This window comes from Nonomuraea sp. NPDC051298, from assembly GCF_055586305.1.
In genome coordinates this window covers 23,785-50,138 of the sequence record NZ_JBVJIM010000015.1, presented here as the reverse complement: position 1 = coordinate 50,138, position 26,354 = coordinate 23,785, and the positions used below count along the sequence as shown (strand labels likewise).

Genomic DNA, 26,354 nt, shown 5'->3' with positions numbered 1-26,354 from the left:
CTCTCGATGAGACAGATGCTGGCAGCGGTCGCGGGAGTGGTCGTCCTCGCCGTGTCCGCCTGCTCCGCCCCCGCGCAGCCGCGCTCGGCGACCAGCCCGTCGCCGACGCCCACCGGCCCGGCCGTGCTGCCCGCGCCCACCGGCGACCACCCGGTCGGCACCACGATCCTGCACATGACCGACGAGTCACGTCCCGATCCCTGGAACCTCGACGTCGACGCCAGGGAGCTGAAGGTCACCCTGTGGTATCCGACCGAGCAGAAGGACGGGGAGCGGGCGCCCTACATGACGCCGAAGGAGTCGGAGCTCTTCCTGAAGGGCTCCGAGATCGCGGGCGTGCCGGACGACTCGCTGACCAAGACGCGGACGAACGCCATCAAGGACGCCGAACCCGCAGGGCAGAAGCTCCCGCTGGTGGTGCTCTCGCCCGGCTTCACCAAGCCGTTGAGCTCACTCACGTCCCTGGCCGAGGACCTGGCCAGCCGCGGCTACGTCGTGGTCGGCGTCGACCACACGTACGAGAGCTACGCCACGACCCTGTCCGACGGGCGGGTCGCGGACTGCATCGCGTGCGACGCCGACACCGACGCGGGCTTCGGCCCGAGGGTGGTTCAGGGCCGGGCGGCCGACGTCTCCTTCGTGCTCGACCAGTTGCCGGCGAAGTGGGACGGTTCGGACCTGGTCGACCGCTCCAAGATCGCGATGGTCGGCCAGTCGATCGGCGGGGCCAGCTCGCTGACGACCATGGTGGAGGACTCCCGCGTACGCGCCGGGATCGACATGAACGGCACCACGTACACCCGGATTCCCAAGAGCGGGCTCTCCCGGCCGTTCATGTTCATCGGTTCGGAGCAGCATGTCCCCGGTGGCGACGCCGCCTCATGGGAGCGTGACTGGAAACTGCTGGCCGGGTGGAAGCGCTGGGTGGTGGTGGCGGACACGGAGCACCAGGCGTTCACCGACATCCCGCTCCTGGGGCCCTCCCTCGGCGTCGAGCCCGTCTACGGCCTCCTGCCCGCGGCGCGCGGCGTCGAGATCGCCCGTGCGTACGTGGCGGCCTTCCTCGACCAGCACCTGAAGTCGCAGCCCCAGCCCATCCTGGACAAACCATCATCGAGCTTCCCCGAGGCCAAGTTGTGCCCTGAGGACTGCGCCAAATCCTGAATCCCCGTCCGAACACACATACCGACACACCATGGAGATCGACATGAAGAGCATCCTCGGTCAGCAGCGCTCGCGCAGGAGCATCATGGCGGCCGTCGCGCTGGCCGCGTTCGCATTGACCGGCGCGGCCTGCGGAGGCGGCCAGGCGCCTGACGGGGCCAACGTGTCCTTCGCGCCGAAGGGCGAGGGCGACCCGGCGGCCTTCGCCAAGTGCATGCGCGAGAACGGCGTGCCGTCGTTCCCCGACCCCGACACGGAGGGCGCCGCCGTGGACAAGGACGTAGCCGGCACGCCGGAGTTCAAGAAGGCCGAGGAAACCTGCAAGAAGCACCAGCCGCAGAGCAACCCGAGCACGACCCTCAGCAAGACCGGCGGCAGTTGAGCGTGATCCGCCGGACGGTCACACGGTGGCCGAAGGCGGCTTCCGAACCGACGTCTCGCGGTTGACCGGCCGTCACGTTGTCCACGCCTGGATGACTCGGCGAACAGCAGCGCGACTGGAGGACGGCCCGTCGTCGCGCCCGGGTTGCCGCAGACCTTTGCACAGCCCGACGCGTCGGCGGCCCGCCACCGTGCGGCAGTCGCCGCCCTCGTCCACTGCTGTGGGGGTGGGTCAGGCGGGGTCGAGGGCGTCGGTGTTGCCGACGTGCAGGCGGACGACACCGCTGACGTAGCGGCCGCCCTTGACGTCGCCGGGCACGACCAGGCGCGGGCCTTCCTCGTCCAGCTTCGCGCCGTCCTGGGCGACGGCGAGCAGGACCTTCTTGTCGGAGAAGGACGGGTCCAGCTCAGCCCAGGCCAGGGTGGCGCGGTAGCCGTCGGAGCCGGTGGCGGTGACCACCAGGCGTAGCTGCGCGTTCTTGATGTCGGGGTCGATGCGGGGCTCAGTCAGTTTGAGGACGTCGGCGAGCAGAGGGCCGGTGAAGGTGTGCTTTTCCGGGCCGTGGGAGGTCTGGAAGCGCACGCGGACGGTGTGCTGGGGAAGGGCCCGCAACCGCGCCATGGTGAACGAGCGCGGCTGGTCGACCTGTCCGCGAACCTTGACCGTGCCGGCGGTGCTCTGCTGGACGGAGGATGAGCCGACCGCTGATGCGGTGGCGGGAAGAGGCGCGAGCGTGGTCAGCAGCGCGGCCGCGAGCGCGGTCGTGGCGGCCCAGCGGTTGGAGGTACCGAGGGTCATGACGTGCTCTCCGATCTCGTGGATGCCATGGCAGAACGCTAGATCATGCCGCTGTTTCGGGGAAAGAGCGGTATTCAGACTGGAATGTGCGAAGGGGCGTGGTTGAGGGTTCGTGACGATGTGCCCGGTGAAGTCGATGGACGCTTGTGAGTCCGCACGCCTCTTGCCTTGTTCCGCCGTCAGTAGTGTCATGGGAACGACCAAGCGCTCGCTGGATCGCCGTGTCAGGCCCCGGGGCGGGCGCACGTTCATCGAGAGGAAGCCGACGCTGATGACGGTGACCTTGGACAAGAGCGTCGAAGACTTCGTGGCGACGCCTCGGCAGCTCTTCATCGACGGCCGGTGGGTGGACGCCGCCTCCGGCAAGACCTTCGCCACCCCGAACCCCGCCACCGGCCGACCGCTCGCCCAGGTGGCCGAGGCCGACACCGAGGACGTGGAACGCGCCGTGCGGGCCGCCCGCCGCGCCTTCGGCGGCCCGTGGTCGCGGCTGACCCCGTCCGAGAGGGGCCGGCTGATCTGGAAGATCGGCGACCTGATCCTGGAACACGCAGACGAGCTGGCCCAGCTCGAATCGCTCGACAACGGCAAACCGCTGGCCGTGGCACGGGCGGCGGACATCCCCCTGTCAGCCGACATGTTCCACTACATGGCTGGATGGGCGACCAAGATCGAGGGCAACACGATCACGCCGTCGGTGCCGTACATGCCGGGTGCGGCCTTCCACGCCTACACCCTGCGCGAGCCCGTCGGCGTCATCGGCCAGATCATCCCGTGGAACTTCCCACTGCTCATGGCCGCCTGGAAGCTCGCCCCAGCGCTGGCCACCGGCAACACCGTCATCCTCAAGCCGGCCGAGCAGACCCCGCTGACCGCGCTGCGGCTGGCCGAGCTGATCGCCGCGGCCGGCATCCCGGACGGCGTGGTCAACGTCCTGCCCGGATACGGAGAGACGGCCGGAGCGGCGCTGGCCGCCCACGACGGCGTCGACAAGGTGGCCTTCACCGGCTCCACCGAGGTCGGCAAGCTCATCGTGCACGCGGCGGCGGGCAACCTGAAGAAGGTCACCCTGGAGCTCGGCGGCAAGAGCCCCAACATCGTCTTCGACGACGCCGACCCCGAGATCGCTGTCCAGGGCGCGGCCAACGCCATCTTCTTCAACCACGGCCAGTGCTGCGTGGCCGGATCCCGGCTGTTCGTCCAGCAGAGCCAGTTCGAACGGGTCGTCGAAGGCGTGGCCGACATCGCCCGCGGCATCAAGCTCGGCTCCGGCCTGGAGGCCGACACGCAGATGGGCCCGCTGGTCTCCGAGGAGCAGCTCCAGCGCGTGACCGGCTACCTGGACTCCGGGCGCAGCGAGGGGGCCCGCACGGTCGTCGGCGGCGGCCGTCACGGCGACCGGGGCTACTTCGTCCAGCCCACCGTGATCACCGACACCCGCCCCGACATGAAGATCGTCCGTGAGGAGATCTTCGGCCCGGTCGTGGTGGCCTCGCCGTTCTCGGACCTGGACGAGATCGCCGCCCAGGCCAACGACACCACCTATGGCCTCGGCGCGGGCATCTGGACCCGCGACATCTCCAAGGCCCACGCCCTGGCGGGCAAGATCCGGGCAGGCACCGTCTGGATCAACTGCTACAACGTCTTCGACGCGGCCCTGCCGTTCGGCGGTTACAAGCAGTCCGGCTGGGGCCGCGAGATGGGCCACGCGGTGCTGGAGGCGTACACCGAGGTCAAGGCGGTCTGCACCCAGTTGTAGAGAGTTTCCCTCGGGATCGACGGACCCGGGAAACAACGGGTGGGCGCGCGCGGCGCGCCGCCAGGCGGAACCTCGGCCTCAGCACACGCCGCTCAGGAGAGGTTCACCGGGTGTCGAGCAGGTCGAGGGCGATGTCGACGATCATGTCCTCCTGGCCGCCGACGAGGCGGCGGCGGCCGACTTCGAGCAGGAGGGTGCGTACGTCGATGCCGTATCGGCGGGAGGCGGTCTCGGCGTGGCGCAGGAAGCTGGAGTAGGCGCCGGCGTAGCCGAGGGTGAGGGTTTCGCGGTCGACCTGGACGGGGCGGTCCTGCAGGGGGCGGACGATGTCGTCGGCGGCGTCCTGCAGGGCGAACAGGTCGCAGCCGTGTGTCCACGCGTTGAGGTTGGCCACGGCGATGAACGGTTCGATGGGGCAGTTGCCGGCGCCCGCGCCGTGCCCGGCCAGGGAGGCGTCCACGCGGGTGACGCCCTCCTCGACGGCGACGACGCTGTTGGCCACGGCCAGGGAGAGGTTCTGGTGGGCGTGGACGCCGAGTTGGGTGCCGGGGTCGAGGACGTCGCGGTAGGCGCGGACGCGCTCGCGCACGCCGTCCATGGTCAGGCGGCCGCCGGAGTCGGTGACGTAGACGCAGTGGGCGCCGTAGGACTCCATGAGCTTGGCCTGCCGGGCCAGTTCGGCAGGGGATGCCATGTGGCTGAGCATGAGGAAGCCGGCCACGTCCATGCCGATCTCGCGGGCGGTGGCGATGTGCTGGGCGGCGACGTCGGCCTCGGTGCAGTGGGTGGCGATGCGGATCGAGCGGACGCCCAGGGAGTGGGCGTGCCTGAGTTCGGCGATGGTGCCGATGCCGGGCAGCAGGAGGGTGGTGAGCCTGGCCCGGTGGATGTTGGCGGCGGCGGCCTCGATCCACTCCCAGTCGGTGTTGCTGCCGGGGCCGTAGTTGACGGACGCGCCGGCCAGGCCGTCGCCGTGGGCGACCTCGATGGCGTCCACGCCGGCGGCGTCGAGGGCGGCGGTGATGCGGCCGACGTCGTGGGGGGTGATGCGGTGGCGGACGGCGTGCATGCCGTCCCGCAGGGTGACGTCCTGGAGGTAGAGATTCACGTTGCCGCTCCCGCGATGGCGATCCGCTCGGCCACGCGCAGGGCGGCCGAGGTCATGATGTCGAGATTGCCGGCGTAGGCGGGCAGGTAGTGGGCGGCGCCCTCCACCTCCAGGAACACCGACACGCGGGTGGTGACCGGCTCGGGGGTGAGCGTGGTGACCGGCTCGTCCACGGGGGTGAACTGCACGTCCTGCTTGAGACGGTAGCCGGGGACGTACGTGGCGACCTCGGCCACCATCTCCTCCACCGAGGCACGAACGGCGTCGTGGTCGGCGTCGCCGGTCAGGCAGAAGACCGTGTCACGCATGATCAGCGGCGGGTCGGCCGGGTTCAGCACGATGATCGCCTTGCCGCGCCGCGCGCCCCCGACCTGCTCGATGGCGTGCGCGGTGGTCTCGGTGAACTCGTCGATGTTCGCCCTGGTGCCCGGTCCCGCCGATTTCGAGGCGATCGACGCCACGATCTCGGCGTAGGCGACGGGGGTGACGCGGGAGACGGCGTGCACGATGGGGATGGTGGCCTGGCCGCCGCAGGTGACCATGTTGAGGTTGTTCGCGGTGAGGTGGGTGTCGAGGTTGACCGGGGGCACGACGAACGGGCCGATGGCGGCGGGGGTGAGGTCGATGAGGGTCTTGCCGTACGGTTCCAGCTTGGCGGCGTTGGCGAGGTGGGCCTTGGCGGAGGTGGCGTCGAAGACGATGTCGATGTCGGCGAAGCCGTCCATGGCGATCAGGCCGTCCACGCCCTCGTGGGTGGTGGGCACCTTCAGGCGGCGGGCGCGGGCCAGGCCGTCGGAGGAGGGGTCGATGCCGACCATGGCGCCCATCTCCAGGGCGCCGGAGAGACGCAGCACTTTGATCATCAGGTCGGTGCCGATGTTGCCGGAGCCGATCACGGCCACTTTGGTGTTGTTCATGAAGGATCGTCCTCGAAGGTCACGGCCACCGAGCCGAGCCCGGAAATTTCGGCCTTTATGGTGATGCCGGGGGAGACCGGGACCATCGGTCCCAGCGCGCCGGACAGGATGACCTGACCCGCGCGCAGGGGGTCGCCGAAGTCGCGGGCGGTGCGGGCCAGCCACAGCAGCGCGTTGAGCGGGTCGCCCAAGCAGGCGGCCGGTCCCCTGCGAGACCAGCTCGTCGTCGGCGTACATGCGCATGGTCGCTTCGACCGGCTCGAACGCGCTCAGGGGAACGCGTTCGGAGCCCAGCGCGTACAGGCCGCTGGAGGCGTTGTCGGCGACGGTGTCGGTGATCGTGATGTCCCAGTCGGCGATGCGGCTGTCCACGATCTCCAGGGCGGGGACGGCGTACTCGACCGCCGCCCGCACCGCGGCCGCATCGAGGTCGCCGGTCAGGTCGGCGGCGAGCACGAAGGCCACCTCCGCCTCGATCTTGGGTTGCAGCAGACGGTCGGCGCGCGTGCGGCCGGACACCTCCATGTCGGCGAAGAGCACGCCGAAGTCCGGCTGGTCCACGCCGAGTTGCCGCTGCACGGCGGGGGAGGTGAGGCCGATCTTCCTGCCGGTCACGGGAGCGGTGCGGCGGCGGGCGTTCAGGCGGCGCTGAACCTCGTAGGCGCTGGGGACGTCGGTGACGAGGTCGCGGACCGGCCGGCACGGCCTGCCGGTGGAGGCCGCGTCCGCCAGCCGGTCCACCGCCCGGTCGATGGCGGTCATCGCGCGGCGTTCCCGGATGCCGGGGTCGCCTCGCCGGTCAGGAAGGGCTCCACGACGGCGAGGAAGTCCGCGGTGCGTTCGATCATCGTCCAGTGGCCGCAGCCGGCCAGGATGTGCATCCGGGCATCGGGCAGCAGGTCCAGCAGGGCGGCCGAGGAGCTCCACGGGACGACTTGGTCGTCGCGGCCGTGTACCAGCAGCACCGGCTGGGTGATCGCGTTGAGCTCCGCGCCGGACAGGGCCAGGTCGTCCACCCACCGCTGGCGCGGCGGCGGGAACATGGCCGCCCACGAGTCGCGTACCGAAGGGCGCGTGCTCGCCTCGTAACGCATCTGGACCAGGTCGTCGGTGATCAGCTCGCGGTTGTAGGCGAACAGGCCGATGACCCGGCGCGACTCCTCGATGCTGGGCTCGTACCGCCAGACCCCGTCCAGTCCCTCGGGCAGCGGCATCGCGACGCCCATGCTGCCCATCAGCACGATGCGGCGCAGCAGGTCCGGACGGGCCGCCGCGAGCGACAGCGCGATCGCGCCGCCCATCGAGTTGCCGATCACGTCGGCGCGGTCCACGCCGAGCTGGTCGAGCAGGGCCAGCGCGTGCCCGGTCCAGGCGCCCCGCCCGTACGTGCGCGGCTCCCCGGTGGCCGTGCCGCCGAAGCCCAGTTGGTCCGGCGCGATGACCCGGCGCGACGCCGAGAGGACGGGAATGATCTGCCGCCAGTTGGCCAGCGCCGTCACCCCGGGACCCGAGCCGTGCAGGAGCAGCAGCGGAGGCGCCGAGGCGCCGGACGGCGGTTCGCCGGTGTCGATGACGCTGGTGGCGACCCCGTCGATCTCGACGGTCCTGGCCGTCGGGGTCACGTTCACGGTCGTGCTCATTGGTCACTCCTCGTCGTTCGTGGTTGCGCCCGCCGCTGTGGCAGGCAGGGCGCTGAGCAGGGCGGTGGCCGTGTCGAGGTCGGTCACGTCGGCGAAGACGGTGCCCATCACGCGCAGGCTCGCCCGGTGCAGTTCGTCGAAGTAGCCGGCGACGGCGTCGGTCACGACCACGGCCTTCAGGTCGCGGAAGAACGCGTCGCGTACCGTCGACTCGACGCAGAAGTCGGTGCGTACGCCCGCCACCACGACGCGCCCGATCCCGCGCTCCTGAAGCATCCGCGCCAAGGGCGTCTCGTAGAACGCGCTGAACCGGGTCTTGACGATCTCGATGTCGCCGTCCCGCACGTCCAGGCCGGAGACCAGCTCGCCGCCCCAGGTGCCGGCGCGCAGCCCGGCGTGGCGCAGGAACGGGCTGCGCTCGCCGAGCAGCCCGACCTCTCCGTCGCCGGACCACTCCATCCGCACCCACATCACCGGACGTCCGCCCGCGCGGGCCGCGGCGACCAGCGTGTTGATCGCGGTGACCAGCTCGGGAAGGGCATCCACGGTGAGTCCCGCGCGGGCGAAGACGCCGTCGGGGTGGCAGTAGTCGTTCTGCACGTCGATCACGACCAGCGCGGTCCCATCCGTCCGGCCGCTCATCCGACCAGCCTTCGGGTCACCGGCTCGACGTCGATGGACAGCAGCCGCTGGACGTTGCCGCCGAGGATCGCCGCCGCGTCCGCCGCGGGCAGGCCGAGGTCGGAGACCGTCTGCAGCGGCACCTCGTCGGCCAGGTCGAACGGCATGTCGGTGCCGAGCAGCACGTGCCCGGCGGTGACGTCCTCGATCAGCCGCCGCAGCGTGGTGCCGTTGAACACGGCGGTGTCGTAGTACAGGCCGGTCAGGTAGTCGGCGGGCAGCTCCGGCGTGGTACGGGCCACCGGCTTGCGCCGCCAGCCGAGGTTCAGCCGGCCGCCGACGCCGTGCACGCAGCCACCGCCGTGCGCCAGGCACAGCACCAGACCGTGCCGGTCCAGCACGCCGCCGAGGATCAGCCGGGAAGCGGCCAGCGCGGTCTCCACCGGGTAGCCCAGCAACTGAACCAGGTAGTACGACGCCAGCCGCTCGGCGGCCGAGGCCCGGCTCGGATGCAGCAGGGTGAAGCTACGGCGGGCCGACAGCTCCCCCCACAGCTCCTCGTTCCTCGGGTCGTCGAGCTCGACACCGCCGCCGAAGGAGCCGATGGCGGCCCCGGCGAAGCCGAGCCGGTCGAGGCAGCGCACCAGCTCCGCAGTCGCCTCCGGATGTCCTATCGGCACCGTGGCCAGGGCGAACAGCCGGCCGGGCGCGGCGGCCACGAACTCGGCGAGTGCGTCGTTCACCCGGCGGGTCACGTCCATGACCAGGCCGGGATCCTCGCACATCGAGCCGAACACGAACGGTGGCGCGGAGACGAGCTGCGCGTCCACGCCGGTGGCGTCCATCGCGGCGAGCCGGGCGGCCACGTCGTACTGCTGGGGCGCGACCGGGATCCGCGACCAGCCCACCAGGCCGCTCAGCCGAGGGTCGAGCGTGATCGCGCCCTCGGACAGCGCCGCGAGGTCGGCGTGGCCCGAGGCGGCCAGGTCGCGCAGCAACGGCATGGGCAGAGCGTGCGCGTGCACGTCGATCACGGGGGTCCGGGTGGCCGGGCGGTCCGGCGCGGATCCGGGCCGCCGTCCGGGCTCAATCACCACGGTTCGCCATGTACTGGTCGTACTCATCGCCGAGCAACGATCGGATGAGGGCCATGGCCGGGGCGGAGGTGCCCGCCTTCTCGCCCGTGCCGTACACCAGACGGGCGAGCTGGCTGAGCAGGTAGGGGTGCAGCCCCAGCTCGTACAGCCTGCGGAAGTCCCGATCGCGGATCGCCTCGCGTTCCTCGCCGGTCAGCGGGTACTCGGCGAGCACGGACTCCTCGTCCGTCTCGAAGCGGGCCCGTAGGCCGTCGTTCCATTTCAGGTCCTGGACCAGGTCGTTGGTCCGCAGTTGTGGCCGGAAGTAGTCCAGCGCCATCACTTCACCTCCGCCGTGTCGTCGGTCGCCGTCATGTCCCAGCGCACCGCGCCGACGCCGCAGCGCCAGTCCTCGAAGGCGACGTAGCCCAGCGAGGCGCACGGCCGCTCGCCGATGGCGCCGAGGACGACGACCCAGGACAGCAGCTCGGCGGTGCCGCCGGACCCGGCCTCCTCCATGCGGTCGAAGGTGGCCTCGGCCAGTATCTTGTCGTGGTCGCCTGCCTCCAGCAGGTCCAGCCACCAGCGGTCGAACTTCTCGTCGATCTCCAGGTAGCGCGGGCCGCCCGGCTCGTGGCTGAGGCCGCCCGAGCCGAACAGGCCGACCCGCAGGTCGCCGGGCAACTCGTCGCGGATCGCCGCGCCGAGCGCGGCGCCGAAGGCGTAGCAGGCCCGCTCGTCCGGGACCGGGGGGATGGTGCAGTTCTGCAGCACCGGTACCAGTGGTACGCCGAGGTCCGCGAGCCCGAGTTTGGTCACGGGCACCGAGACGTTGTCATCGAAGCGCAGGTTCTCCCGAGCGCCGTCGACGGTGACGCCGGTCGTGCCGCGCAGCCGGTCGTACAGGGCGGTGGCCACCTCGGGGGCGCCCGGAATGTCGTAGTCCGGCACGCGCAGCCATGGCTTGAACCACTCGTCCGGCCCCTGGTGGCGATCCGCCAGCCCGAAGGTGAAGTCGATGCCGGAGCCCACCCGGTGGTTGGCGACGTGGTCGTTCCCGATGAGCAGGAGTACGTCGATGTCCGACTCCACGATGGCCTGGCGGAGCGCGGCGTACGCCTCGTTCACCACCTGCCGGTCCTCCTCCGGCGCCCTGTCGAACCAGCCGGTCAGCCCCGGCGCGTGGCTGGCGGCGACCGCCAGCGAGATCTCGGCCATATCGTCCTTGCCTCCTGCTCAGTCGTTCTCGGACAGCGCCGCCGCGACGGCGTCCGCCATGGCTTTGGCGTGGTGGTCGTAGTACCGCCACTCGTCGTAGGACGGGTGCGGGTCGCCGTGGTACCCCAGCGGCGTCACCTTGGGCGCGTGCTCCCCGCCCCTGCGCCACTCGGCCAGCTCCGGCGCCGACAGGTACGCGGCGGCCAGGTGCTCCTGCTCGTCCCAGTTGACCAGCTCCGGGAAGTACCGCCCGACCAGCGCGGTCTCGGTCTCGCCGCCGTGGGTCCTCAGCCGGCCGCGCCACTCCTCCGGCGGGTCGTACAGGCGCCACATGGGCTCCTGGCCGGTCTGCTCCAGCCGCTCCAGGGAGGCCCCGTCGTCGAGCCACTGGACGCCCGGGTGCCCTGCGGCGTGCTTGGCCCGCACGACGTCCGCGACCATCTGCTTGTGCCGGAGGTCTCCCTGGTGGTTGACCAGGAACACGCGGCTGAACCCGCTCTCCAGCACGGTGTCCAGGATGTCGGACAGCAGGCCCTCGGCGATTTCGCGGCGTACCCGGAAGGAGCCGGGGAAGGCCCCGGTGACGAAGTTGATGCCCCAGTAGTACGGCGGCGCGATCAGGCTCTCCACGCCCCGCTCGGCCAGCCGCCGCCGGGTGAGGCGGCACAGCAGGTACGAGCCGTACACGTCGGTGCCGAGCGGCAGGTGCGGACCGTGCGCCTCGATGACCCCCAGCGGCAGGAACATGGGCGGGTTGCGCAGCGCGGCGGCCTCGAGCTCCTGACCCGTCATCTCGGCGACGGTGTCCTCGAAGATCGAATATGACAAGGTGACCTCCCTTCCTGTGGGTTCTCGGCGACGGCGGTCTCGTGGATCACTCGTCTCCTCCCTCCCGCGCGACCCAGGACTCGCCGTCGAAGTGCTGCACGACGTGCCCGTGCACCGGTGGCGCCGTGGGGTCGGTGGAGTCGAGCGTGACGCCCGGCAGGAGTACGTCCGAGATCGAGTCGCCCTTGAGCGAGTGCACGGCGTCCATGAGGGCCTGCCGGGTGGGCGCCTTGGTCTGCCGCAGCGCGGCGACCATCGTCTGAGCCTCGCCGTAGGCGATCTCCCCGTTCACCAGGTTGCCGAGCGCCTTGGGGAAGGACTTGATGCGGTCGAGGTACTGGGCGACTCCGGGATCGTCCTTCCACTGCGGGTCGTCGGCGGCCTTGATGAACGAAGCCGAGTACAACGTGCGGAGACCGGTGAGCTTGCCCACCTTGAGGACGCCGGTGATGTCGGAGGTGTTGTTGGCCATATAGATGTCCGGTGACCAGCCGAGCGTCCCGGCGTGCTTGATGCCGCTGATCATCAGCGGTGGGAGCACGACGGCCATGAACAGCACGTCCGCCTTGGTGCCGGCCAGCGAGGAGATCTGGCTGTCGACCGTCGAGTCGGTACGCCCGTACGTCGCGATCTTGACGATCTCGACCTGGGAGCCGGCGATGCCCTGCTCCAGCCCGTTCAGGTAGCCCTGCCCGAGGTCGTCGTTCTGGCGCAGCACGGCCACCGTGATCGGCTTGTTCTGCGCCGCCAGGTATTTGCCGTACGCCTCGCCCTCGGAGTCGGGCGTCGGACCCCAGCCGATCGTCCAGGGGTTCTTGGCGCGGTCACTGAACTGCGCCCCACCCGCATGGGTGAAGAGGTGCGGCACCTTGTCCGCGTTGGCCCGCGCCATGATGGCCTGGTTCGGGCCGGTCCCCAGCGGGTGGAACACCGCGAACACCTCGTCCTGATGGACCAGCCGCTGGTAGTTCTGCACGCTCTTGGCGGGGTCGTAGGCGTCGTCGTAGTACAGGTATTCGATCTTGCGGGTCTTGCCGTCGGCCATCTTGACGCCGCCCTGCGCGTTGACGTGCGCGAAGTACGCCTGCGCGGCGGCGACCGTCGCCTCGCCGATCGCCGCGAGCGGCCCGGACAGCGGCTGGCTGGTGCCGATCTTGACGGTGGTGTCGGTGATGCCGGGGTCGGCGCCGGCCGAACCGGTCGCGTCCGAGCCGCGGCCGCAGGCCGCCAGCAGCAGCAGACTCGCTGTGCCCGCGGCCAGCGCCAGGTGTCGGGTGAACAGTCTCAACGCATCGCTCCAGGGGGTGGGAAGGAACATTTCAGTCAGGCGCTCGCGTGCTGCTCGGCGCTGGGCGGCGCGGCCGCCGGAGTCGCCGGACGCGCACTCGTCAGCAGGCGGGACCATCCGGCCCGCAGCGCTCCGCTGAGTCCGCTCGGCACCACGAAGAGCACGATCAGCAAGGCGACGCCGAAGAACAGCGCGGAGCGTCCAGGGGTGGCCTTGTCGGTGATGTTCGGCACGAGGATGTAGAAGGCCGCCCCGATCACGCACCCCAGCGGGCTGCGCACTCCTCCTACCACCAAGGCGACCAGCATGGAGATCGACAGCGTCAGGGCGAGCGAGTCCACGCCGATGTAGTGCACCGCGGTGAGGTACAGCCAGCCCCCCACCCCGCCGTACGCCGCCGCGACCGTGAAGGCGAGCACCTTGTAGCGCTGCACCGGGATCCCGACCGACGAGGCGGCGATCTCGCTGGTCCGGATCAGCGTCAGCGCCCGTCCCACGCGGCCCGCCAGCAGGTTGTGCGCCAGCAGGAACATCACCGCCCCCACCGCGAGCACCAGCAGGTACTGCCACTGGTCGTCGGCGAGGCCGCTCCACGCCGGCGCCCGCACCGTGGTGACCGCCAGCCCGACCGGTCCCCCCGTCAGCCAGTCCAGCCGGATCGCCAGCGGCGCCATGACCACGGGCAGCGCCAGCGTGATCACGCCGAACGCGAAGCCGCGCAGCCGCACCGCCGGTATGGCCACGATCACGCCCGCGATCACGCACAGAACCACCGCCAGCAGGAACGAGAGCGGCGCCGGCCAGCCCTGCGCGAAACCGTAGCCGCCGGAGTACGCGCCGATTCCGAAGAACGCGCTCTGACCGAGCGTCACCTGGCCGGCGTGTCCGGTGAGCACGTCCATCCCGCGGAGCGAGACGGCCAGCGCGATCACCAGCGCCAACTGCAGATTCGTGTACGGCGAGGCGTTGAACGGAATCGCGACCAGGACGGCGGCCGCCACCGCGCCCAACACCCATCTGGTCGTCCGCCGCGCTGTGAGCCTCGCGAGCCCGCCGCGCCATCCTTCCTCTGCAACGCGGGTCATACCCGCATCACCTCCCGCCGCCCGAACAGTCCCTGCGGCCGGATCAGCAACACGACCGCCATGATCACAAGAGGCACCGCGATCTGCAGGTCGGTGCCGACCAGCGGGATGTAGGTGCCGGCCAGGTTCTGCACGACGCCGAGCACCCAGGCGGCCACCACGGCGCCGATCGGGCTGTCCAGCCCGCCCAGGATCGCCGCCGCCACCGCGTAGATCAGAACGCTGTCGAGCATGCCCGGCTGCAGCGAGATCTTGGGGGCGATCAGCACCCCGCCCAGGCTTCCCACCGCCCCCGCCAGCGCCCAGCCGGTCATCAGCAGGACGCCGATCGGCAGCCCGGACAGCGCGCTGGACTGCGGATTGTCCGCCACGGCGCGCAGCGCGAGCCCCAGCCGGGTCCGCTGGAACAGCACCTGCATGACCACGATGACGGCGACCAGCACGGCCACCGTGCCGACGTCGTGCACGGTGAAGCGCGCCGAGCCGAGGCCGAGGGCGTCCGACGGAAACAGCGACGCGATGGTCTTCAGGTCGGCGCCCCAGATCCAGATCACCACGCCGTTGATCGTGGTCATGAGCCCGACGGTCACGATGATCATCGTGAGGTGCTCGCGCCCCTCGAAGCGCCGGATCAGCAGCCGCTCGATGACCGCTCCCATCGCGATCGCGATCACGACGGCCAGGACGACGGCCAGGACGATCGGCACGCCCGTCTGGCTCATCGCCCAGGCCAGATAGGTGGAGAGCACGGCCATCTGCCCCTGGGCAAAGTTGATCATCCCCGTGGACCGGTAGACGAGCACCAGGGCCAGCGCGAGCGCCGCGTAGATCGAACCCGTGGTCATCCCATCGATGACCTGTTGCACTATGTTCATCGACAGCTCCTCACGTGCCCAGGTAGGCTCGGCGCACGTCGTCCCGGCCGACGATCTCCGCGGCCGGCCCGGCCACCGCGACGCGGCCGGATTCGAGCACGGACGCCCAGTCGGCGACGCTCAGCGCCAGGGTCGCGTTCTGCTCGACGACCAGCATCGACACGCCCCACTCGGCGCGTAGCCCGACCAGCGCGTCGAAGACGCGACGGGTGATCACGGGTGCGAGGCCGAGCGACGGCTCGTCCAGGACCAGCAGTTTCGGGCGGCTCATGAGCGCCCGGCACACCGCCAGCATCTGCTGCTCGCCGCCGGACATCGTGCCGGCCGCGGCCTTGATCCGCTTGGCCAGCGCAGGGAACATCGCCAGACAGCGATCCAGATCGGCGCGAACCGCCGGCCGGTCGCGCCGCAGCAGGGCGCCGACCAGCAGGTTGTCCCGCACGCTGAGGTTGGCCAAGGTGCCACGGCCCTGCGGGACGTGCGCCACGCCGAGGCGGGCGATCCGCTCGGTGCTCAGGCTCGTGATGTCCTGCCCGTCGAAGACGATCTCGCCACGCCGCGCGATCATGCCGCACAGCGCGCGCAGGGTCGTCGTCTTGCCCGCGCCGTTCGCTCCCAGGAGCGCTGTCGTGCCGCCCTCCTCGACGGTCAGCGTGACGCCGTGCAGCACTTCGGCGGCGCCGTACCCGGCCCGCAGGTCGCGGATCTCCAGCAGCGCCATCACGCCGCTCCGAGGTAGGCCTCGACGACCGCCGGGTCCCGCTGCACCTGTGCGGCGGTGCCCTCGGCGACCTTCACGCCCTCCACCAGCGCGATCACCTTGTCGGTGATCGCCGAGATCATGCCCATGTGGTGCTCGACGAGGAGCACCGCGATCCGGTGGTCGACGCGGATCCGCTTGATGACCTCGGCCAGGTCCATCACCTCTTCGTGGGTCAGCCCCGAGGCGAGTTCGTCCAGCAGCAGCAGCTTCGGCCCGGTGAGCAGCGCACGGGCCAGTTCGACCCGCTTCTGGCCGCCGTAGGACAGTTCGCCTGCGGGCAGGTCGGCCTGGTGCTCGATCTCCAGGTAGCCGAGCAGGTCCCGGGCGGCGGCGATGGTGCGCCGCTCCTGCCGGACGGCCTGCGGCAACCGCAGCGCGTACGACAGCGGGCCGGAACGGATGCCGATGTGGCCACCGGTGAGAACGTTCTCCAGCACGGTGTACCCGGGCTCCAGGATCGGATGCTGGAACGTCCGCGCCACGCCGTACCGCGGCATCTCGTGCGGCCTGCGCCGCGTCACGTCCACGCCCTCGACGCGGATCCGGCCCGAGGTCGCCGGGTAGTAGCCGCAGACGCAGTTGAACAGGGATGTCTTGCCCGCGCCGTTCGGCCCGACGAGCCCGACGATCGTCGCCGGTTCGACGGCCATGTTCACATCCGAGAGGGCTCGGACGCCGCCGAGCAGCAGTGACAGTTCGGTGATTTCAAGGCTGGGCCGGAGGTCTCCGGACGGCGCATCGGGCTCAGGCACACGCGGGTCCCATCTCTCTGCTCAGGTGGGTACCAGGGGGGTACCGACCCAATGAATGCATCGAATATATAGTTTGGTCCGCGACGGTGACAAGAGGCGCTAAGTCCGGTTTATACCTCTTTGGTAAACCTGCTGTTACGGGGGATACACGGCGCGTTCAGGCGGACGAACTGGCCCGGCCGATCGCCGGTCATCGGCCGCGCGAGACCCACGAAGCGGGCACCTTCATCCGAAGCGGGGGCGCCGCCGCCCGGACAGCACGAAGATCCGGTCCACGCCGGTGACCGAATGTGTGGAAAGAGAGCCGCGACCTGCGCGCGGCGCAGTCGTCAGCGGCCCGCGGTCAGGCGCACGTGCCGCTCCCCGGCACGCCGGGCGGCTTCCACATCGCCTGCGCAGACCGCCTCCACGATGGCGATATGCGCCTCCCGGGCCTCGTCGCCGCCGAAGCCGGCGCCGGGGACCACCGCGTTCACCTGGCTCTCGATGAAGTCGAGCAGGCCGAGGTACATGTGCTGGAGCACGACATTGGCGCTCATGTCGGCAAGTTTGCGATGCAGCGCCCAGTTCGCCGTGAGGTAGGCGTTCGGGTCGTCGAGACTGTTCACCAGCTTCTCGAGCAGCGCTCTCAGCGCGGGGACGTCATCGTCGGTGCGATGACGCGCGGCCTCGACCACGACCATCGGATCCAGCGCGTCGCGCACCGCCAGGCAGTCGGCCACGGTGACCGCCTCGCTGCGCAGCTCCAGAACCTTGTTACCGAGCCGGACGAACCCGGCCGGTTCGCTGACAAAGATTCCCCCGCCGTTGCCCGGCCGCGTCTCCACCAGCCCGCGAGACTCCAGCATCCGGATCGTCTCGCTCACCGTCGCCGCGGCGACGCCGTACTTGACCCGCAGATCTTCGCGCGTGCCCAGCCGATCACCGCGCGCCCACTCCCCGGACAGGATCCTGCTCTCCAGCTCGCGCACCAGGGCCTCGGCTCGTGACATCTTGGGCGGCAAGGGCGCGACATCCGGCACGTGAGCAATCCCGATCTCTCGTGGGCCCCGTCGGACGCCCCCGCGCCCGGCGGTCGACCGGAGGAACACCGGTCACGTCCATTAACTATACTCGATAGGTCTGATCGCGACGCGAGGGCAGTTCTCGCAGCGCTCGGCACCCTCCTGCGCCGCTTCCCCGCACTGGAACTGGCCGTGCCCGCCGACCGGATCGGCCTGCGGCGCGCGCTGACCGCCCTGCCGGTACGCACCCGCCCGAGCAGTCAGCCGTCCTGAGGGGTCAACCGTCCGACGTGGGCGGGTACAGGCTGCGGAGGCCCTTGGAGAGGAACAGCAGGCCGAACACGATCATCAGGAGCAGGGTGAGCGCGCCGTTGTGCTGGATCAGCCAGCCTCGCATGCGTTGGAGTCGTTGGTCGCCGCCCGCGGTGAGCGCGGTGGCGTAGGGGGTGAGCACGCCGACGCTGCCGATGACGACGAACACGGCCGCGAGGACGAGCTGCCGGCCGAGGGGGAGTGGCTCGCCGGCGGCGGCGATGGCGCCGCCGGCCAGGGAGGCGAGGTTGACCGGGTTGGCCACGATGAGCATGGCGGCCACGCCGATGATCTTGGGGGCGGTCATGGTGTCCATGGCGGCGATCCAGCGGGGCGCCTCGGGGGCCTTGCCTTCCCCGCGGCGGGCGGCTCTGCGGATGCCCACGAGGGCCATCAGGATCAGGAGCACGCCGATGATCAGGCTGAGCCGGCCGAGCCAGGCGGGTTTGGCCTGGCCGGTGACCTCGGCGGCGCCGAGCAGGGCGATGAGGGCGAGCAGGACGGCCCAGCTCATGATCAGCCAGGTGGCCTCGAACAGCAGGGCCTTCGCCCGGCCGTTCGCGCTGATCAGCAGGGCGATGACGGCCACGACCGGGAACGGCGAGACGATCAGGCCCAACGTGTACGGCAGCATGTCGGCGAACGCCTCACCCATGGTCATTCTCCCGGTAGTCGCGAGTCACGTACCCCCTTTGAACTGGGATGATGCTTGACGATCCGAGGTGCCGCGCCGCCGACGGCCGACCGCTCGGCGTGCGTACCCGGAGCCGGAGCGGCCCTCGACCACGGTCAGGTCTCTGTCTGCATGCCAAGCCTGCCTTCTGACCTCGTCAAATGCTCAATGCTCGGTTTTCGGACCGCAGCGCCCACGGAAAGACTGGCAACAGGGGCAATCCGCCGCCCACGTGGCCCGGGCCGAACGGAGCTTGGTTGATGCGCGACAGTTCACACCGGTTTCCGATCCACCTCGACAGGAATCACCTGCCCGAGCCCGAGTGGGGCTACGCCAACGCGCACATCGGGACGTACGCGACCGAGTCAACCCCTGATTTCCCGTCGCCCCGGCAGGCCCCGGACGGGGCGCCGAACATCCTCCTGGTGCTGCTCGACGACGTGGGGTTCGGCTGGCCGAGTGTGAACGGCGGCCTGGTCAGGATGCCGACGGCCGAGCGACTGGCCGATCGCGGGCTGTTCTACAACCAGTTCCACACCACGGCGCTGTGCTCGCCGTCGCGCGCGGCGTTGCTCACCGGACGCAATCACCACACCGTCGCGACCGGGGTGATCCAGGAGATGGCCACCGGCTACCCGGGGTACAGCGGCATCATCCCGAAGGGCACCGCGACCTTCGCCGAGTTGCTCAAGCACGCCGGCTACACCTCGGCCTGGTTCGGCAAGAACCACAACGTGCCCGACAACCAGACGAGCGCGGCGGGTCCGTTCGACAACTGGCCGACGCACCAGGGCTTCGACTACTTCTACGGGTTCATCGCGGGCGAGACCGACCAGTTCTTCCCGTCGCTGTACCGTGACACCCAGCCGATCGAGCCTCCGGCTCGGCCGGAGGACGGCTACCAGCTCACCCGGGACCTGGCCGACGAGTGCATCGGCTGGATCACCAGGCAGCAGGCGATCGCTCCCGACCGCCCGTTCCTGGCCTATCTGTCTCCCGGCGCGGCGCACGCTCCGCACCAGCCGCCGCTGGACTGGCGTGGCCGCAACGAGGGCCGCTTCGACATGGGGTGGGACGAGTACCGCCGGATCGTGCACCAGAACCAGCTCGATCGCGGCATCATCCCGCCGGGCACCCGGCTCACCGAGCGACCTGAGCAGATCCCGTCGTGGGACAGCCGGCCCGCCGAGCATCGCCGGCTCTTCGCGCGTCAGGCGGAGAACTTCGCCGACTTCCTCGAGCACACCGACCACGAGGTGGGCCGGGTCATCGACGCGATCCAGGAACTGGGCGTGCTCGACGACACGCTCGTGATCTACATCCTCGGCGACAACGGCTCCAGCGGCGAAGGGTCACTGGTCGGCACCCCCAACGAGGTCATGAGCCTCAACGGGCGCCAGCCGTCGATCGACGAGACGATCGGCTTCGCCGACTCCTGGGGCCTGCCCGGCACGTCGCCGCACTATGCCGTCGGCTGGGCCCACGCCGGTGACACACCCTTCCAGTGGACGAAGCAGGTGGCCTCGCACTTCGGCGGCACCCGCAACAGCATGATCGTGTCGTGGCCGGCAGGCGTCTCCGACATCGGGAAGGTGCGCTCCCAGTTCCACCACATCATCGACGTCACGCCGACACTGCTCGAGATCGTCGGCATGACACACCCCACAGAGGTGAACGGCTACGTCCAGCGGCCCATCGAGGGAACCAGCTTCGCCTACACGTTCGCAGCCGCGAATGCCGGCGCACCGAGCCGTCACACGCGGCAGTACTTCGAGATGATGGGCAACCGGGCGATGTACTCCGACGGCTGGATCGCGTCCTGCCGGCACGGCCGCCTGCCCTGGGAGACCAGGGGCACGCACAGTTGGGACGACGACGTGTGGGAGTTGTACAACCTCGCCGACGACTTCAGCCAAGCTGTCGACCTCGCACAACAGGAGCCGGAACGCCTGCGGGAGCTCCAGGACATGTTCATGGCCGAAGCCGCCCGCTACAACGTCTTCCCCCTCGACGACCGCTTCGCCGAACGACTCGACGTGACCCTCCGCCCCAGCCACTTCGCCGGGCGGAACCGGGTCACCTTCCACGAGGGCATGGTCCGCCTGCCGGAGGGAAGCGGACCCAAGCTCGTCAGCGTCCCGCTCACCATGACGGCCACGGTCGACGTCCCGGATTCGGGCGCCGAGGGCGTGATCTTCGCCGTCGGCGGCGACACCGCCGGGTGGTCGCTGTTCTGCTGGGAGGGCAGAGCCCGGTTCCACTACAACTACTTCGGCCTCCGGCGCTACGACCTCAACTCGCCCGACGCGCTCGCACCCGGCAGCCACACGATAGAGGTGACGATCACGCCACGGACCACCCGACCGGGAGACCCCGCGGACGTCACCATGTCGATCGACGGAGCACAGGCGGGCGAGTTGCGACTGCCGGAGCAGATCCCCATGAGATGCGGCACCGAGTGCATGGACGTCGGCATGGACTGCGTCTCACCCGTCTGCGACGACTACTCCGACAGGGGCCTGTTCCGGTTCACCGGCAAGATCCACGGGATCACCTTCGACTTCCCGCAGGTGATCCCGCCGACCGGGCACGAACGGCTCGAACTGGCCACGAAGATGGACTGACCGGCGATCACACGCGATCGAGCGCGGCGCTCGGCGGCCGGAGAGCCCGGTCATTGCCTGCCTCGGCCCTGACCGGCGTTTGGGGAGGCGGCGGGTATGAGCCGAGGGACAGCGGTGACAGAGCGAGGAGGCTGCCGGGGCGATGGGCATCGATCGGTACCAGGCTCTGGCGGCGCTGCCGCTGGAGGGCGGATATCCCACCCCGGAGGCCGCCCGCGCCCTGGACGAGGAACTGTTCTTCCAGCGTGCGACACAGACGTACCTGTGGGCGCTGCCGGCCATGAACATGTACGCGATGCGGACGGCCCTGGGCGACCTGTCCGGCTACGGCTACAACGTGATGTCGGTGTTCGAGAAGCGACTGAAGCCGAACACGCTGATCGCGACCCCGAACTCCGATGTGATCTACGGTCTGGCCTTCGCCGACCTGAGCCGGACGGGCCCGCTGGTGATCGACGTGCCCCCGCACCTGCAGGCGCTGCTGGACGACTTCTGGCACCGGCCGCTGACCGGACCCGAGATCGACGGAGTACGCTTCCTTGGCGATGTCGGCATTCCCGGCCCGGACCGCGGCAAGGGCGGCCGGTACCTCATCGTGCCCCAGGGCCACCAAGCCGAGGTGGATGAGCGAGAGTGCTTCGTCTTCACGAGCCCGACCAACGGCGTCTTCATCTTCGTACGCGGCTTCTTCTCCTCGGTCGACGACCTCGGGCCGGGGGTGGCGTCGGTGGAGTCCATCACCATCCGCCCGCTCGGGGGAGAGGCCGAGCCGATGAGGTTCCGGCACGTCTCCGACCTGCCGGTGAACGCGCTGTTCCCCGCCGACGCGACCTACTTCGACCTGCTGGACCGGTTCGTGCAGAGCGAATCCGACGACGCCGTGGACCCGTACATGCACGGCGTGCTGGCCGCCCTGGGCATCGCCAGGGGCGAGACCTTCGCGCCGTCCGACCGGCGGCGGAAACTGCTCGACCTGGCCGCGCGGACCGCGTGGAAGATGGCCAAGAACATCGCGGCGAACTTCGACCGTCAGGACGAGGCCAGGTGGTGGCCGAGCCGCCACTGGGTCACACACGTCAAGACCACGCCAGACGATTTCCTGCACACGGTGCTGGACGAGGAGTGGCGGGTCCGTGCCACCGGGCACACCGACGTGGACGCCAAGGCCCACATGTTCGTCAATCACTACTCCATCAGTACCGGCATGATGTCGTCGGTCGTCGGAATGGGCGCCAAGTACGGCAACGCCTACAAGGACAGCGACGGCGACTACCTGAGAGGTGAGAACGTCTACCGTCTCGACCTGCCTCCCGACCCTCCCGCCAGCCTGTTCTGGTCGGTGACGGTCTACGACGCCGAGACGGCGGGCGGGGTGGCCGCCGCAGGCCAGGAGTACCCGTCGCTGAACAGCATGAACGACCTCCACTACAACCCCGATGGCTCGATCACCCTGCACACCGGCCCACAGCCGCCTGACGGGGCGAAGAACTGGCTCAAGACCGTCCCAGGACGGGGCTGGTTCGGTCTCTTCCGCTTCTACGGCCCCACCCGGAGGTTCTTCGACAACGAGTACCGCCCGGGGGACTTCGTCAAGGCCGAGCGGAGGACGTGAACGCGCACCGCGCGAGGCACCTGCGCCGCCTCAGGGAGGGGCGGGCGCAAGAGATCTCGAGGACTACCCGGCCGGCTCGCGCAGCTTCCCGACGGAACCCGCGTCCACGGATGGAGCGTCGATCTCGACGCCGGTGCGTCTCCTCGTTGCCGCCCGGAGGCGTCCAGAAACGGCGGCCATGGCCCGGCGCCGAGCGCTCAGGTGTGCAGGGATCGTCCGGGCAGCGGCGAGCAGGCTCCGGACGGTGACGGTGTCGAAGCGGTTGACAGGTGCGCTGACCGGGGTCCAGGCCACCGCCAGCAGGCCGCCCAGCAGCCCCAGAACCATGCCGACGAGAAAACCGCCCAGGTTGGAGTAGACGAACGACGCCATGGACAGCAACATCGCCACCAGCCCCAGGAAGACCCGCTGGGCGGGCTGCAGCCAGACGAGCACCCCGACGATCACCATGCCCAGGGCGAGCAGGTAGCCGGCTCCGACCGTGCCGAACACGACGGCCACCGGCAGCGCGTTGACCGCGAGGGGGATCGAGAGCAACTCCACCCCCGCCACCACGATGAACCCGCCGCCCCAGAACGGGCGGGAACGCCGCCACGACCTCATGATCCCCATCCCTTCCGTTCGCACGGTGATCGGCCGGCCTGCCCGTTCCGTCTCAGAAGCATTCGTGCTCGCCGCGCTCCATCTTGATGCCGAGGTCGGGCAGGCTGAACGTCGCGGCCGTGATGGCCCACGCGGTCAGTCTGATGTCGCTCAGCGTGAGCGATCGGCCCTGGCCGCCGAAGCCGCCGACGGGACCCCGCAGGCCGGGGACCTCGTCCAAGGTGCTGGCGTCGCGGCCCAGCTCGATGTCCCGCAGCGTGGCCGCGCTCTGCCCCACCGCCACGTCGATCACCAGGTTCTCGATCGTCACCTCGTTGCCGCCCTGGCCACCGGTGATCCTGAGCGTCGCCGTGCCGACAGGCGTCTTCACGAGCACGCTCTGGCACAGGTCGGTGACCACGGCCCGCCGGACGCCGATCGCGACGACGGGTATCACCCGGCCCTGCTTGGTGCGCACCACGTCCGTGGCCAGCGCGAGACCCTGGCCGCGCAACTCCCCGGTGTAGAGCTTGAAGCTGGTGCCCGAGACCACGAACGTGGCACCGATGACCCCTTGAGCCGTCGCGCCGACCAGCAACGACGTCACCGCGGCGACAGGAACGAACATCAAGGCGAAGCGCTTCCACCGCACGCGTCCCTGCTCCGCCATGATCCCGCTCCACATCGCTTCGCCGCCGGACGAGCCGACGATCGAGTACCGGCGGTGACAGTCCGCCCTATGCCCAAGCATGGGCGACGGCTACGGTGTCCGCCGCGACCCGCGCCGGACGCCGCAGTGCTTATGGCCTGCTACTGGACGAACTTGCCGAAAACCAGAAGGACAGCCCCGTACGGACCAATCAGGTTTCTCGGCACACCTGTAAAGAACCCATCGAACACCATCAAGATCACTCAAGGAAGGAACACCCGCTCGCGCAGGGGCCTGCGGCCGGCCGGTGCCGCGGTGCGCCGTCAAGAAAATGTCTGTCGCCTTGACACCGCCGCTGTTATGGTGATCGCGGAGCGCCGGGAAGTCTGGTCGGCAAGATCGTTCACTGACCGGCCGGAGGCGTTCCATGGTCTTTCCCACGCGGTGCCCCTGATGGGCATCCTGCTGACGGCGTTCGCAGGTGTGCTCCTGCTGGCCGTTCTGCTGTCCAGCCTGGCCCACCGTACGATCCTGTCCACCGCCGCGCTGTTCCTGGTGGCCGGGTTCGTGCTGGGCGACGGCGTGCTCGGTGTGGTCACCTTACGGCCAGGCGACGACCTGGTCGCTACGCTGGCCGAGTTGGCGCTGTTCACCGTGCTGTTCACCGATGGCATGCGGGTGGGCTGGACGGAGTTGCGCAGCGCCTGGCGGCTACCCGGACGTGCGCTCGGCTGGGGCCTGCCGCTCACCCTGGCCATCACCGCGCTCGGCGCGCACTACCTGCTCGGCCTGGGCTGGATCGAGGCGTTCCTCATCGGCGCGATCCTCGCGCCCACCGACCCCGTCTTCGCCGCCGCACTGGTCGGCAACGACAAGGTGCCGCCCCGGCTGCGGCAACTCCTCAACGTCGAATCCGGCGTCAACGACGGCCTGGCACTGCCGTTCGTCATCGTCTTCCTCGCCGTCGCCGCCGGCTCTGACGACCTGAACCTCGGCACGCTGGCGCTGGAGCTCGGCCTGGGCGTCGTCATCGGCGTCGCCATCCCTTGGGCGGCGATCAAGTTGGAGCAGACCCGCTGGTTCGCCGCCTCGACCCAGTACGAGCCGCTCAACGCCCTGGCGATCGGCCTGCTCGTGCTCGCCGTCGGCAAGGCCACGCACGGCAACCTGTTCCTGGCCGCGTTCTCGGCAGGGATCACCGTGGCCACGTTCGGGCCGCGGCAGCGCGAGTCGTTCGAGCACTTCGGCGAGCTGATCGCCGAGGTGTTCAAGCTCGCCGCGCTGCTGGTGTTCGGCGCGCTCATCACCCCGGCGCTGCTCGGCTCGGTCGGCTGGCAGGGCTGGCTGTTCGCCGTGCTCGCCCTGGTCGTGGCCAGGCCGGTGGCGATCTGGGTGTCATTCCTGCGTTCTGGACTGTCGGTACGCGAGCAGGCGGCCGTGGCCTGGTTCGGTCCCAAAGGCTTCGCCTCGGTCGTGTACGGGCTGCTCGTGCTCGGCTCCGGCCTCGCACCCGCCGAGCAGGTGTTCCAGCTCCTCGCCGTGACCATCGTGGCCTCGATCCTGCTGCACTCCTCCACCGACATCGTCGTGGCGCGCTGGTTCGACGACGAGCGCGAGGTCCCGGCCTGGTACGGGAGCATCACCCGCAGGACCCGCCAACGGGAGTGACCGCGGCCGGACTCCCCGGCAGACGACTTGCCCTTCGCCCTGGTCCGAGGTCGTGCTCCCCTCTCATGCAAGAAGGTGCCCTGATGTCCACACCTGATGCGGCCTTCGCCGAGCGAGCCACCGTCGCCGCGCGCCTGCCGGCGGGCCCGGTGGAGTACCGGCTGGAGGGCGAAGGGCCCGAGACGATCCTGGTGTTCCACGGCGGTCACATGCGGGCGGGGCTGGCGCTGGGCGAGGAGGTTTTCACCGACGCCGGCTTCACGCTGCTGGCACCCTCGCGCCCAGGGTACGGACGTACGCCGCTGACCACGGGCACCACCCCGGCCGGGTTCGCCGACGCCACCGCCCAACTGTGCCAGACCTTGGGCATCGAACGCCTGACCGCGGTCGTGGGCATCTCGGCCGGAGGGCGTACCGCGTTGACCCTGGCCGCCCGCCACCCCCGACTGGTCGAGCGTGTCATCCTGCAAAGCGCCGTGGGGTTCCTGCCCTGGCCTGACCGGCTGACCCGGCTGGGCGGCCGGGCGGTGTTCCACGCCCAGGTGGAGGCCGGCACCTGGGCTCTCCTACGATCCCTGGTCCGCCGCGCGCCGTCACTGGCGCTGCGGTTGCTGCTGCGCGACCTGTCCATCCTGCCCGCGCGCCAGGTCCTGGCCGGCCTGTCGGCCGCCGAGCGGGACACGCTGGCCGGACTGTTCACCGCCATGCGCTCGGGGAGCGGATTCGTCGCCGACATGCTCCCCGTGCCGGACTGCGCCGCACAGGTCAGCCAGTCCGCACTGATCATCGCCACCCGCAACGACCGGTCCGTACCTTTCGCCCACGCCGAATCCCTGGCAGCGGCGATGCCGAACGCCGAGCTGGTGGACAGCCGGGCCGACAGTCACCTGATCTGGTTCGGCCCTGACTATCCGCGCATCGCCGCGAAGATCCGGGCCTTCCTCGCCGCAGGCTGA

General features: G+C 70.0%; 25 protein-coding genes. 7 read left to right on the top strand and 18 right to left on the bottom strand.

The window, feature by feature from the left end; all coding sequences use genetic code 11:
* The first annotated feature begins 6 nt into the window (after positions 1-6).
* Positions 7-1,164: an alpha/beta hydrolase family protein gene (locus ACZ6S0_RS34735; protein WP_465923556.1), complete on the top strand. Its 1,158-nt coding sequence runs from the start codon at positions 7-9 to the stop codon at positions 1,162-1,164.
* Between the two features lie 43 nt (positions 1,165-1,207).
* On the top strand, positions 1,208-1,546 hold the full coding sequence (locus ACZ6S0_RS34730) for a hypothetical protein (RefSeq protein WP_465923555.1): 339 nt from the start codon (positions 1,208-1,210) through the stop codon (positions 1,544-1,546).
* 231 nt (positions 1,547-1,777) lie between these two features.
* Here the strand turns inward: ACZ6S0_RS34730 and ACZ6S0_RS34725 are convergent, their stop codons facing one another.
* Complete coding sequence (locus ACZ6S0_RS34725) at positions 1,778-2,344, bottom strand: molybdopterin-dependent oxidoreductase (protein WP_465923554.1); 567 nt, start codon at positions 2,342-2,344, stop codon at positions 1,778-1,780.
* A 271-nt stretch (positions 2,345-2,615) separates the two neighbouring features.
* On the opposite strand from ACZ6S0_RS34725, the gene ACZ6S0_RS34720 reads away from it, so the two are divergent.
* The gene (locus ACZ6S0_RS34720) at positions 2,616-4,103 is read left to right on the top strand and encodes an aldehyde dehydrogenase family protein (protein ID WP_465923553.1); all 1,488 of its coding nucleotides are present in this window, start codon (positions 2,616-2,618) and stop codon (positions 4,101-4,103) included.
* Between the two features lie 103 nt (positions 4,104-4,206).
* Here ACZ6S0_RS34720 and dmpG read toward each other — a convergent pair whose 3' ends face one another.
* The 15 genes from dmpG to ACZ6S0_RS34645 all read right to left on the bottom strand — a co-directional run bounded on the left by dmpG (position 4,207) and on the right by ACZ6S0_RS34645 (position 18,245).
* Positions 4,207-5,211 (bottom strand): 4-hydroxy-2-oxovalerate aldolase, encoded by a 1,005-nt coding sequence (gene dmpG / locus ACZ6S0_RS34715; protein ID WP_465923552.1) that lies wholly within the window; start codon positions 5,209-5,211, stop codon positions 4,207-4,209.
* Positions 5,208-6,890, bottom strand: coding sequence for an acetaldehyde dehydrogenase (acetylating) (locus ACZ6S0_RS34710; protein ID WP_465923551.1), 1,683 nt, complete (start codon positions 6,888-6,890; stop codon positions 5,208-5,210). Before ACZ6S0_RS34710 ends, dmpG begins: the two co-directional genes overlap by 4 nt.
* The gene (locus ACZ6S0_RS34705) at positions 6,887-7,768 is read right to left on the bottom strand and encodes an alpha/beta fold hydrolase (RefSeq protein WP_465923550.1); all 882 of its coding nucleotides are present in this window, start codon (positions 7,766-7,768) and stop codon (positions 6,887-6,889) included. The genes ACZ6S0_RS34710 and ACZ6S0_RS34705 overlap by 4 nt, the downstream gene beginning before the upstream one ends.
* 3 nt (positions 7,769-7,771) lie before the next feature.
* Complete coding sequence (locus ACZ6S0_RS34700; protein ID WP_465923549.1) at positions 7,772-8,410, bottom strand: cysteine hydrolase family protein; 639 nt, start codon at positions 8,408-8,410, stop codon at positions 7,772-7,774.
* Positions 8,407-9,423 carry an amidohydrolase family protein gene (locus ACZ6S0_RS34695; protein WP_465923548.1) on the bottom strand — a complete coding sequence of 339 codons (1,017 nt, stop codon included), beginning with the start codon at positions 9,421-9,423 and terminating at the stop codon, positions 8,407-8,409. Before ACZ6S0_RS34695 ends, ACZ6S0_RS34700 begins: the two co-directional genes overlap by 4 nt.
* Positions 9,424-9,475: 52 nt before the next feature.
* The gene (locus ACZ6S0_RS34690; RefSeq protein WP_465923547.1) at positions 9,476-9,805 is read right to left on the bottom strand and encodes an extradiol ring-cleavage dioxygenase; all 330 of its coding nucleotides are present in this window, start codon (positions 9,803-9,805) and stop codon (positions 9,476-9,478) included.
* Positions 9,805-10,683: a DODA-type extradiol aromatic ring-opening family dioxygenase gene (locus ACZ6S0_RS34685; RefSeq protein ID WP_465923546.1), complete on the bottom strand. Its 879-nt coding sequence runs from the start codon at positions 10,681-10,683 to the stop codon at positions 9,805-9,807. The genes ACZ6S0_RS34690 and ACZ6S0_RS34685 overlap by 1 nt, the downstream gene beginning before the upstream one ends.
* An 18-nt stretch (positions 10,684-10,701) precedes the next feature.
* Entirely contained in the window at positions 10,702-11,511 is an 810-nt protein-coding gene (locus tag ACZ6S0_RS34680) for a creatininase family protein (RefSeq protein ID WP_465923545.1), read from the bottom strand.
* 46 nt (positions 11,512-11,557) lie between these two features.
* Entirely contained in the window at positions 11,558-12,799 is a 1,242-nt protein-coding gene (locus ACZ6S0_RS34675) for an ABC transporter substrate-binding protein (protein ID WP_465923544.1), read from the bottom strand.
* A 35-nt stretch (positions 12,800-12,834) separates the two neighbouring features.
* A complete protein-coding gene (locus ACZ6S0_RS34670) occupies positions 12,835-13,884 on the bottom strand; it encodes a branched-chain amino acid ABC transporter permease (RefSeq protein WP_465923543.1) in 1,050 nt (349 codons plus the stop codon).
* Entirely contained in the window at positions 13,881-14,759 is an 879-nt protein-coding gene (locus ACZ6S0_RS34665; protein WP_465923542.1) for a branched-chain amino acid ABC transporter permease, read from the bottom strand. The genes ACZ6S0_RS34670 and ACZ6S0_RS34665 overlap by 4 nt, the downstream gene beginning before the upstream one ends.
* Before the next feature lie 10 nt (positions 14,760-14,769).
* Positions 14,770-15,480 (bottom strand): ABC transporter ATP-binding protein, encoded by a 711-nt coding sequence (locus ACZ6S0_RS34660; protein WP_465923541.1) that lies wholly within the window; start codon positions 15,478-15,480, stop codon positions 14,770-14,772.
* A complete protein-coding gene (locus ACZ6S0_RS34655; protein WP_465923540.1) occupies positions 15,480-16,274 on the bottom strand; it encodes an ABC transporter ATP-binding protein in 795 nt (264 codons plus the stop codon). Before ACZ6S0_RS34655 ends, ACZ6S0_RS34660 begins: the two co-directional genes overlap by 1 nt.
* Before the next feature lie 329 nt (positions 16,275-16,603).
* Entirely contained in the window at positions 16,604-17,296 is a 693-nt protein-coding gene (locus ACZ6S0_RS34650) for a FadR/GntR family transcriptional regulator (RefSeq protein WP_465923539.1), read from the bottom strand.
* A 259-nt stretch (positions 17,297-17,555) separates the two neighbouring features.
* Positions 17,556-18,245 (bottom strand): GAP family protein, encoded by a 690-nt coding sequence (locus ACZ6S0_RS34645; protein ID WP_465923538.1) that lies wholly within the window; start codon positions 18,243-18,245, stop codon positions 17,556-17,558.
* 278 nt (positions 18,246-18,523) lie between these two features.
* On the opposite strand from ACZ6S0_RS34645, the gene ACZ6S0_RS34640 reads away from it, so the two are divergent.
* Both ACZ6S0_RS34640 and ACZ6S0_RS34635 read left to right on the top strand, forming a co-directional pair.
* Positions 18,524-20,887 carry an arylsulfatase gene (locus tag ACZ6S0_RS34640; protein ID WP_465923537.1) on the top strand — a complete coding sequence of 788 codons (2,364 nt, stop codon included), beginning with the start codon at positions 18,524-18,526 and terminating at the stop codon, positions 20,885-20,887.
* A gap of 142 nt (positions 20,888-21,029) precedes the next feature.
* Positions 21,030-22,499 (top strand): DUF1254 domain-containing protein, encoded by a 1,470-nt coding sequence (locus tag ACZ6S0_RS34635; RefSeq protein WP_465923536.1) that lies wholly within the window; start codon positions 21,030-21,032, stop codon positions 22,497-22,499.
* 63 nt (positions 22,500-22,562) lie between these two features.
* Here ACZ6S0_RS34635 and ACZ6S0_RS34630 read toward each other — a convergent pair whose 3' ends face one another.
* Positions 22,563-23,102 (bottom strand): DUF6114 domain-containing protein, encoded by a 540-nt coding sequence (locus ACZ6S0_RS34630; protein ID WP_465923535.1) that lies wholly within the window; start codon positions 23,100-23,102, stop codon positions 22,563-22,565.
* A 52-nt stretch (positions 23,103-23,154) separates the two neighbouring features.
* Complete coding sequence (locus ACZ6S0_RS34625) at positions 23,155-23,751, bottom strand: DUF6230 family protein (RefSeq protein ID WP_465923534.1); 597 nt, start codon at positions 23,749-23,751, stop codon at positions 23,155-23,157.
* Between the two features lie 432 nt (positions 23,752-24,183).
* On the opposite strand from ACZ6S0_RS34625, the gene ACZ6S0_RS34620 reads away from it, so the two are divergent.
* Together ACZ6S0_RS34620 and ACZ6S0_RS34615 are read left to right on the top strand one after the other, a co-directional pair.
* Complete coding sequence (locus ACZ6S0_RS34620) at positions 24,184-25,398, top strand: cation:proton antiporter (RefSeq protein WP_465923533.1); 1,215 nt, start codon at positions 24,184-24,186, stop codon at positions 25,396-25,398.
* Between the two features lie 83 nt (positions 25,399-25,481).
* Positions 25,482-26,354: an alpha/beta fold hydrolase gene (locus tag ACZ6S0_RS34615; RefSeq protein ID WP_465923532.1), complete on the top strand. Its 873-nt coding sequence runs from the start codon at positions 25,482-25,484 to the stop codon at positions 26,352-26,354.

What these genes read in the sequence shown, in the direction of transcription:
- ACZ6S0_RS34640 (WP_465923537.1), top strand. Translation starts at nt 18,524, where the DNA reads ATGCGCGACAGTTCACACCGGTTTCCGATCCACCTCGACAGGAATCAC.
- ACZ6S0_RS34620 (WP_465923533.1), top strand. Translation starts at nt 24,184, where the DNA reads ATGGGCATCCTGCTGACGGCGTTCGCAGGTGTGCTCCTGCTGGCCGTT.
- ACZ6S0_RS34705 (WP_465923550.1), bottom strand. Translation starts at nt 7,768, where the DNA reads ATGAGCACGACCGTGAACGTGACCCCGACGGCCAGGACCGTCGAGATC.
- ACZ6S0_RS34690 (WP_465923547.1), bottom strand. Translation starts at nt 9,805, where the DNA reads ATGGCGCTGGACTACTTCCGGCCACAACTGCGGACCAACGACCTGGTC.
- ACZ6S0_RS34735 (WP_465923556.1), top strand. Translation starts at nt 7, where the DNA reads ATGAGACAGATGCTGGCAGCGGTCGCGGGAGTGGTCGTCCTCGCCGTG.
- ACZ6S0_RS34720 (WP_465923553.1), top strand. Translation starts at nt 2,616, where the DNA reads ATGACGGTGACCTTGGACAAGAGCGTCGAAGACTTCGTGGCGACGCCT.
- ACZ6S0_RS34645 (WP_465923538.1), bottom strand. Translation starts at nt 18,245, where the DNA reads ATGGGTGAGGCGTTCGCCGACATGCTGCCGTACACGTTGGGCCTGATC.
- ACZ6S0_RS34685 (WP_465923546.1), bottom strand. Translation starts at nt 10,683, where the DNA reads ATGGCCGAGATCTCGCTGGCGGTCGCCGCCAGCCACGCGCCGGGGCTG.
- ACZ6S0_RS34665 (WP_465923542.1), bottom strand. Translation starts at nt 14,759, where the DNA reads ATGAACATAGTGCAACAGGTCATCGATGGGATGACCACGGGTTCGATC.
- ACZ6S0_RS34670 (WP_465923543.1), bottom strand. Translation starts at nt 13,884, where the DNA reads ATGACCCGCGTTGCAGAGGAAGGATGGCGCGGCGGGCTCGCGAGGCTC.
- ACZ6S0_RS34725 (WP_465923554.1), bottom strand. Translation starts at nt 2,344, where the DNA reads ATGACCCTCGGTACCTCCAACCGCTGGGCCGCCACGACCGCGCTCGCG.
- ACZ6S0_RS34660 (WP_465923541.1), bottom strand. Translation starts at nt 15,480, where the DNA reads ATGGCGCTGCTGGAGATCCGCGACCTGCGGGCCGGGTACGGCGCCGCC.
- ACZ6S0_RS34710 (WP_465923551.1), bottom strand. Translation starts at nt 6,890, where the DNA reads ATGACCGCCATCGACCGGGCGGTGGACCGGCTGGCGGACGCGGCCTCC.
- ACZ6S0_RS34615 (WP_465923532.1), top strand. Translation starts at nt 25,482, where the DNA reads ATGTCCACACCTGATGCGGCCTTCGCCGAGCGAGCCACCGTCGCCGCG.
- ACZ6S0_RS34730 (WP_465923555.1), top strand. Translation starts at nt 1,208, where the DNA reads ATGAAGAGCATCCTCGGTCAGCAGCGCTCGCGCAGGAGCATCATGGCG.
- ACZ6S0_RS34630 (WP_465923535.1), bottom strand. Translation starts at nt 23,102, where the DNA reads ATGAGGTCGTGGCGGCGTTCCCGCCCGTTCTGGGGCGGCGGGTTCATC.
- ACZ6S0_RS34625 (WP_465923534.1), bottom strand. Translation starts at nt 23,751, where the DNA reads ATGGCGGAGCAGGGACGCGTGCGGTGGAAGCGCTTCGCCTTGATGTTC.
- ACZ6S0_RS34700 (WP_465923549.1), bottom strand. Translation starts at nt 8,410, where the DNA reads ATGAGCGGCCGGACGGATGGGACCGCGCTGGTCGTGATCGACGTGCAG.
- ACZ6S0_RS34635 (WP_465923536.1), top strand. Translation starts at nt 21,030, where the DNA reads ATGGGCATCGATCGGTACCAGGCTCTGGCGGCGCTGCCGCTGGAGGGC.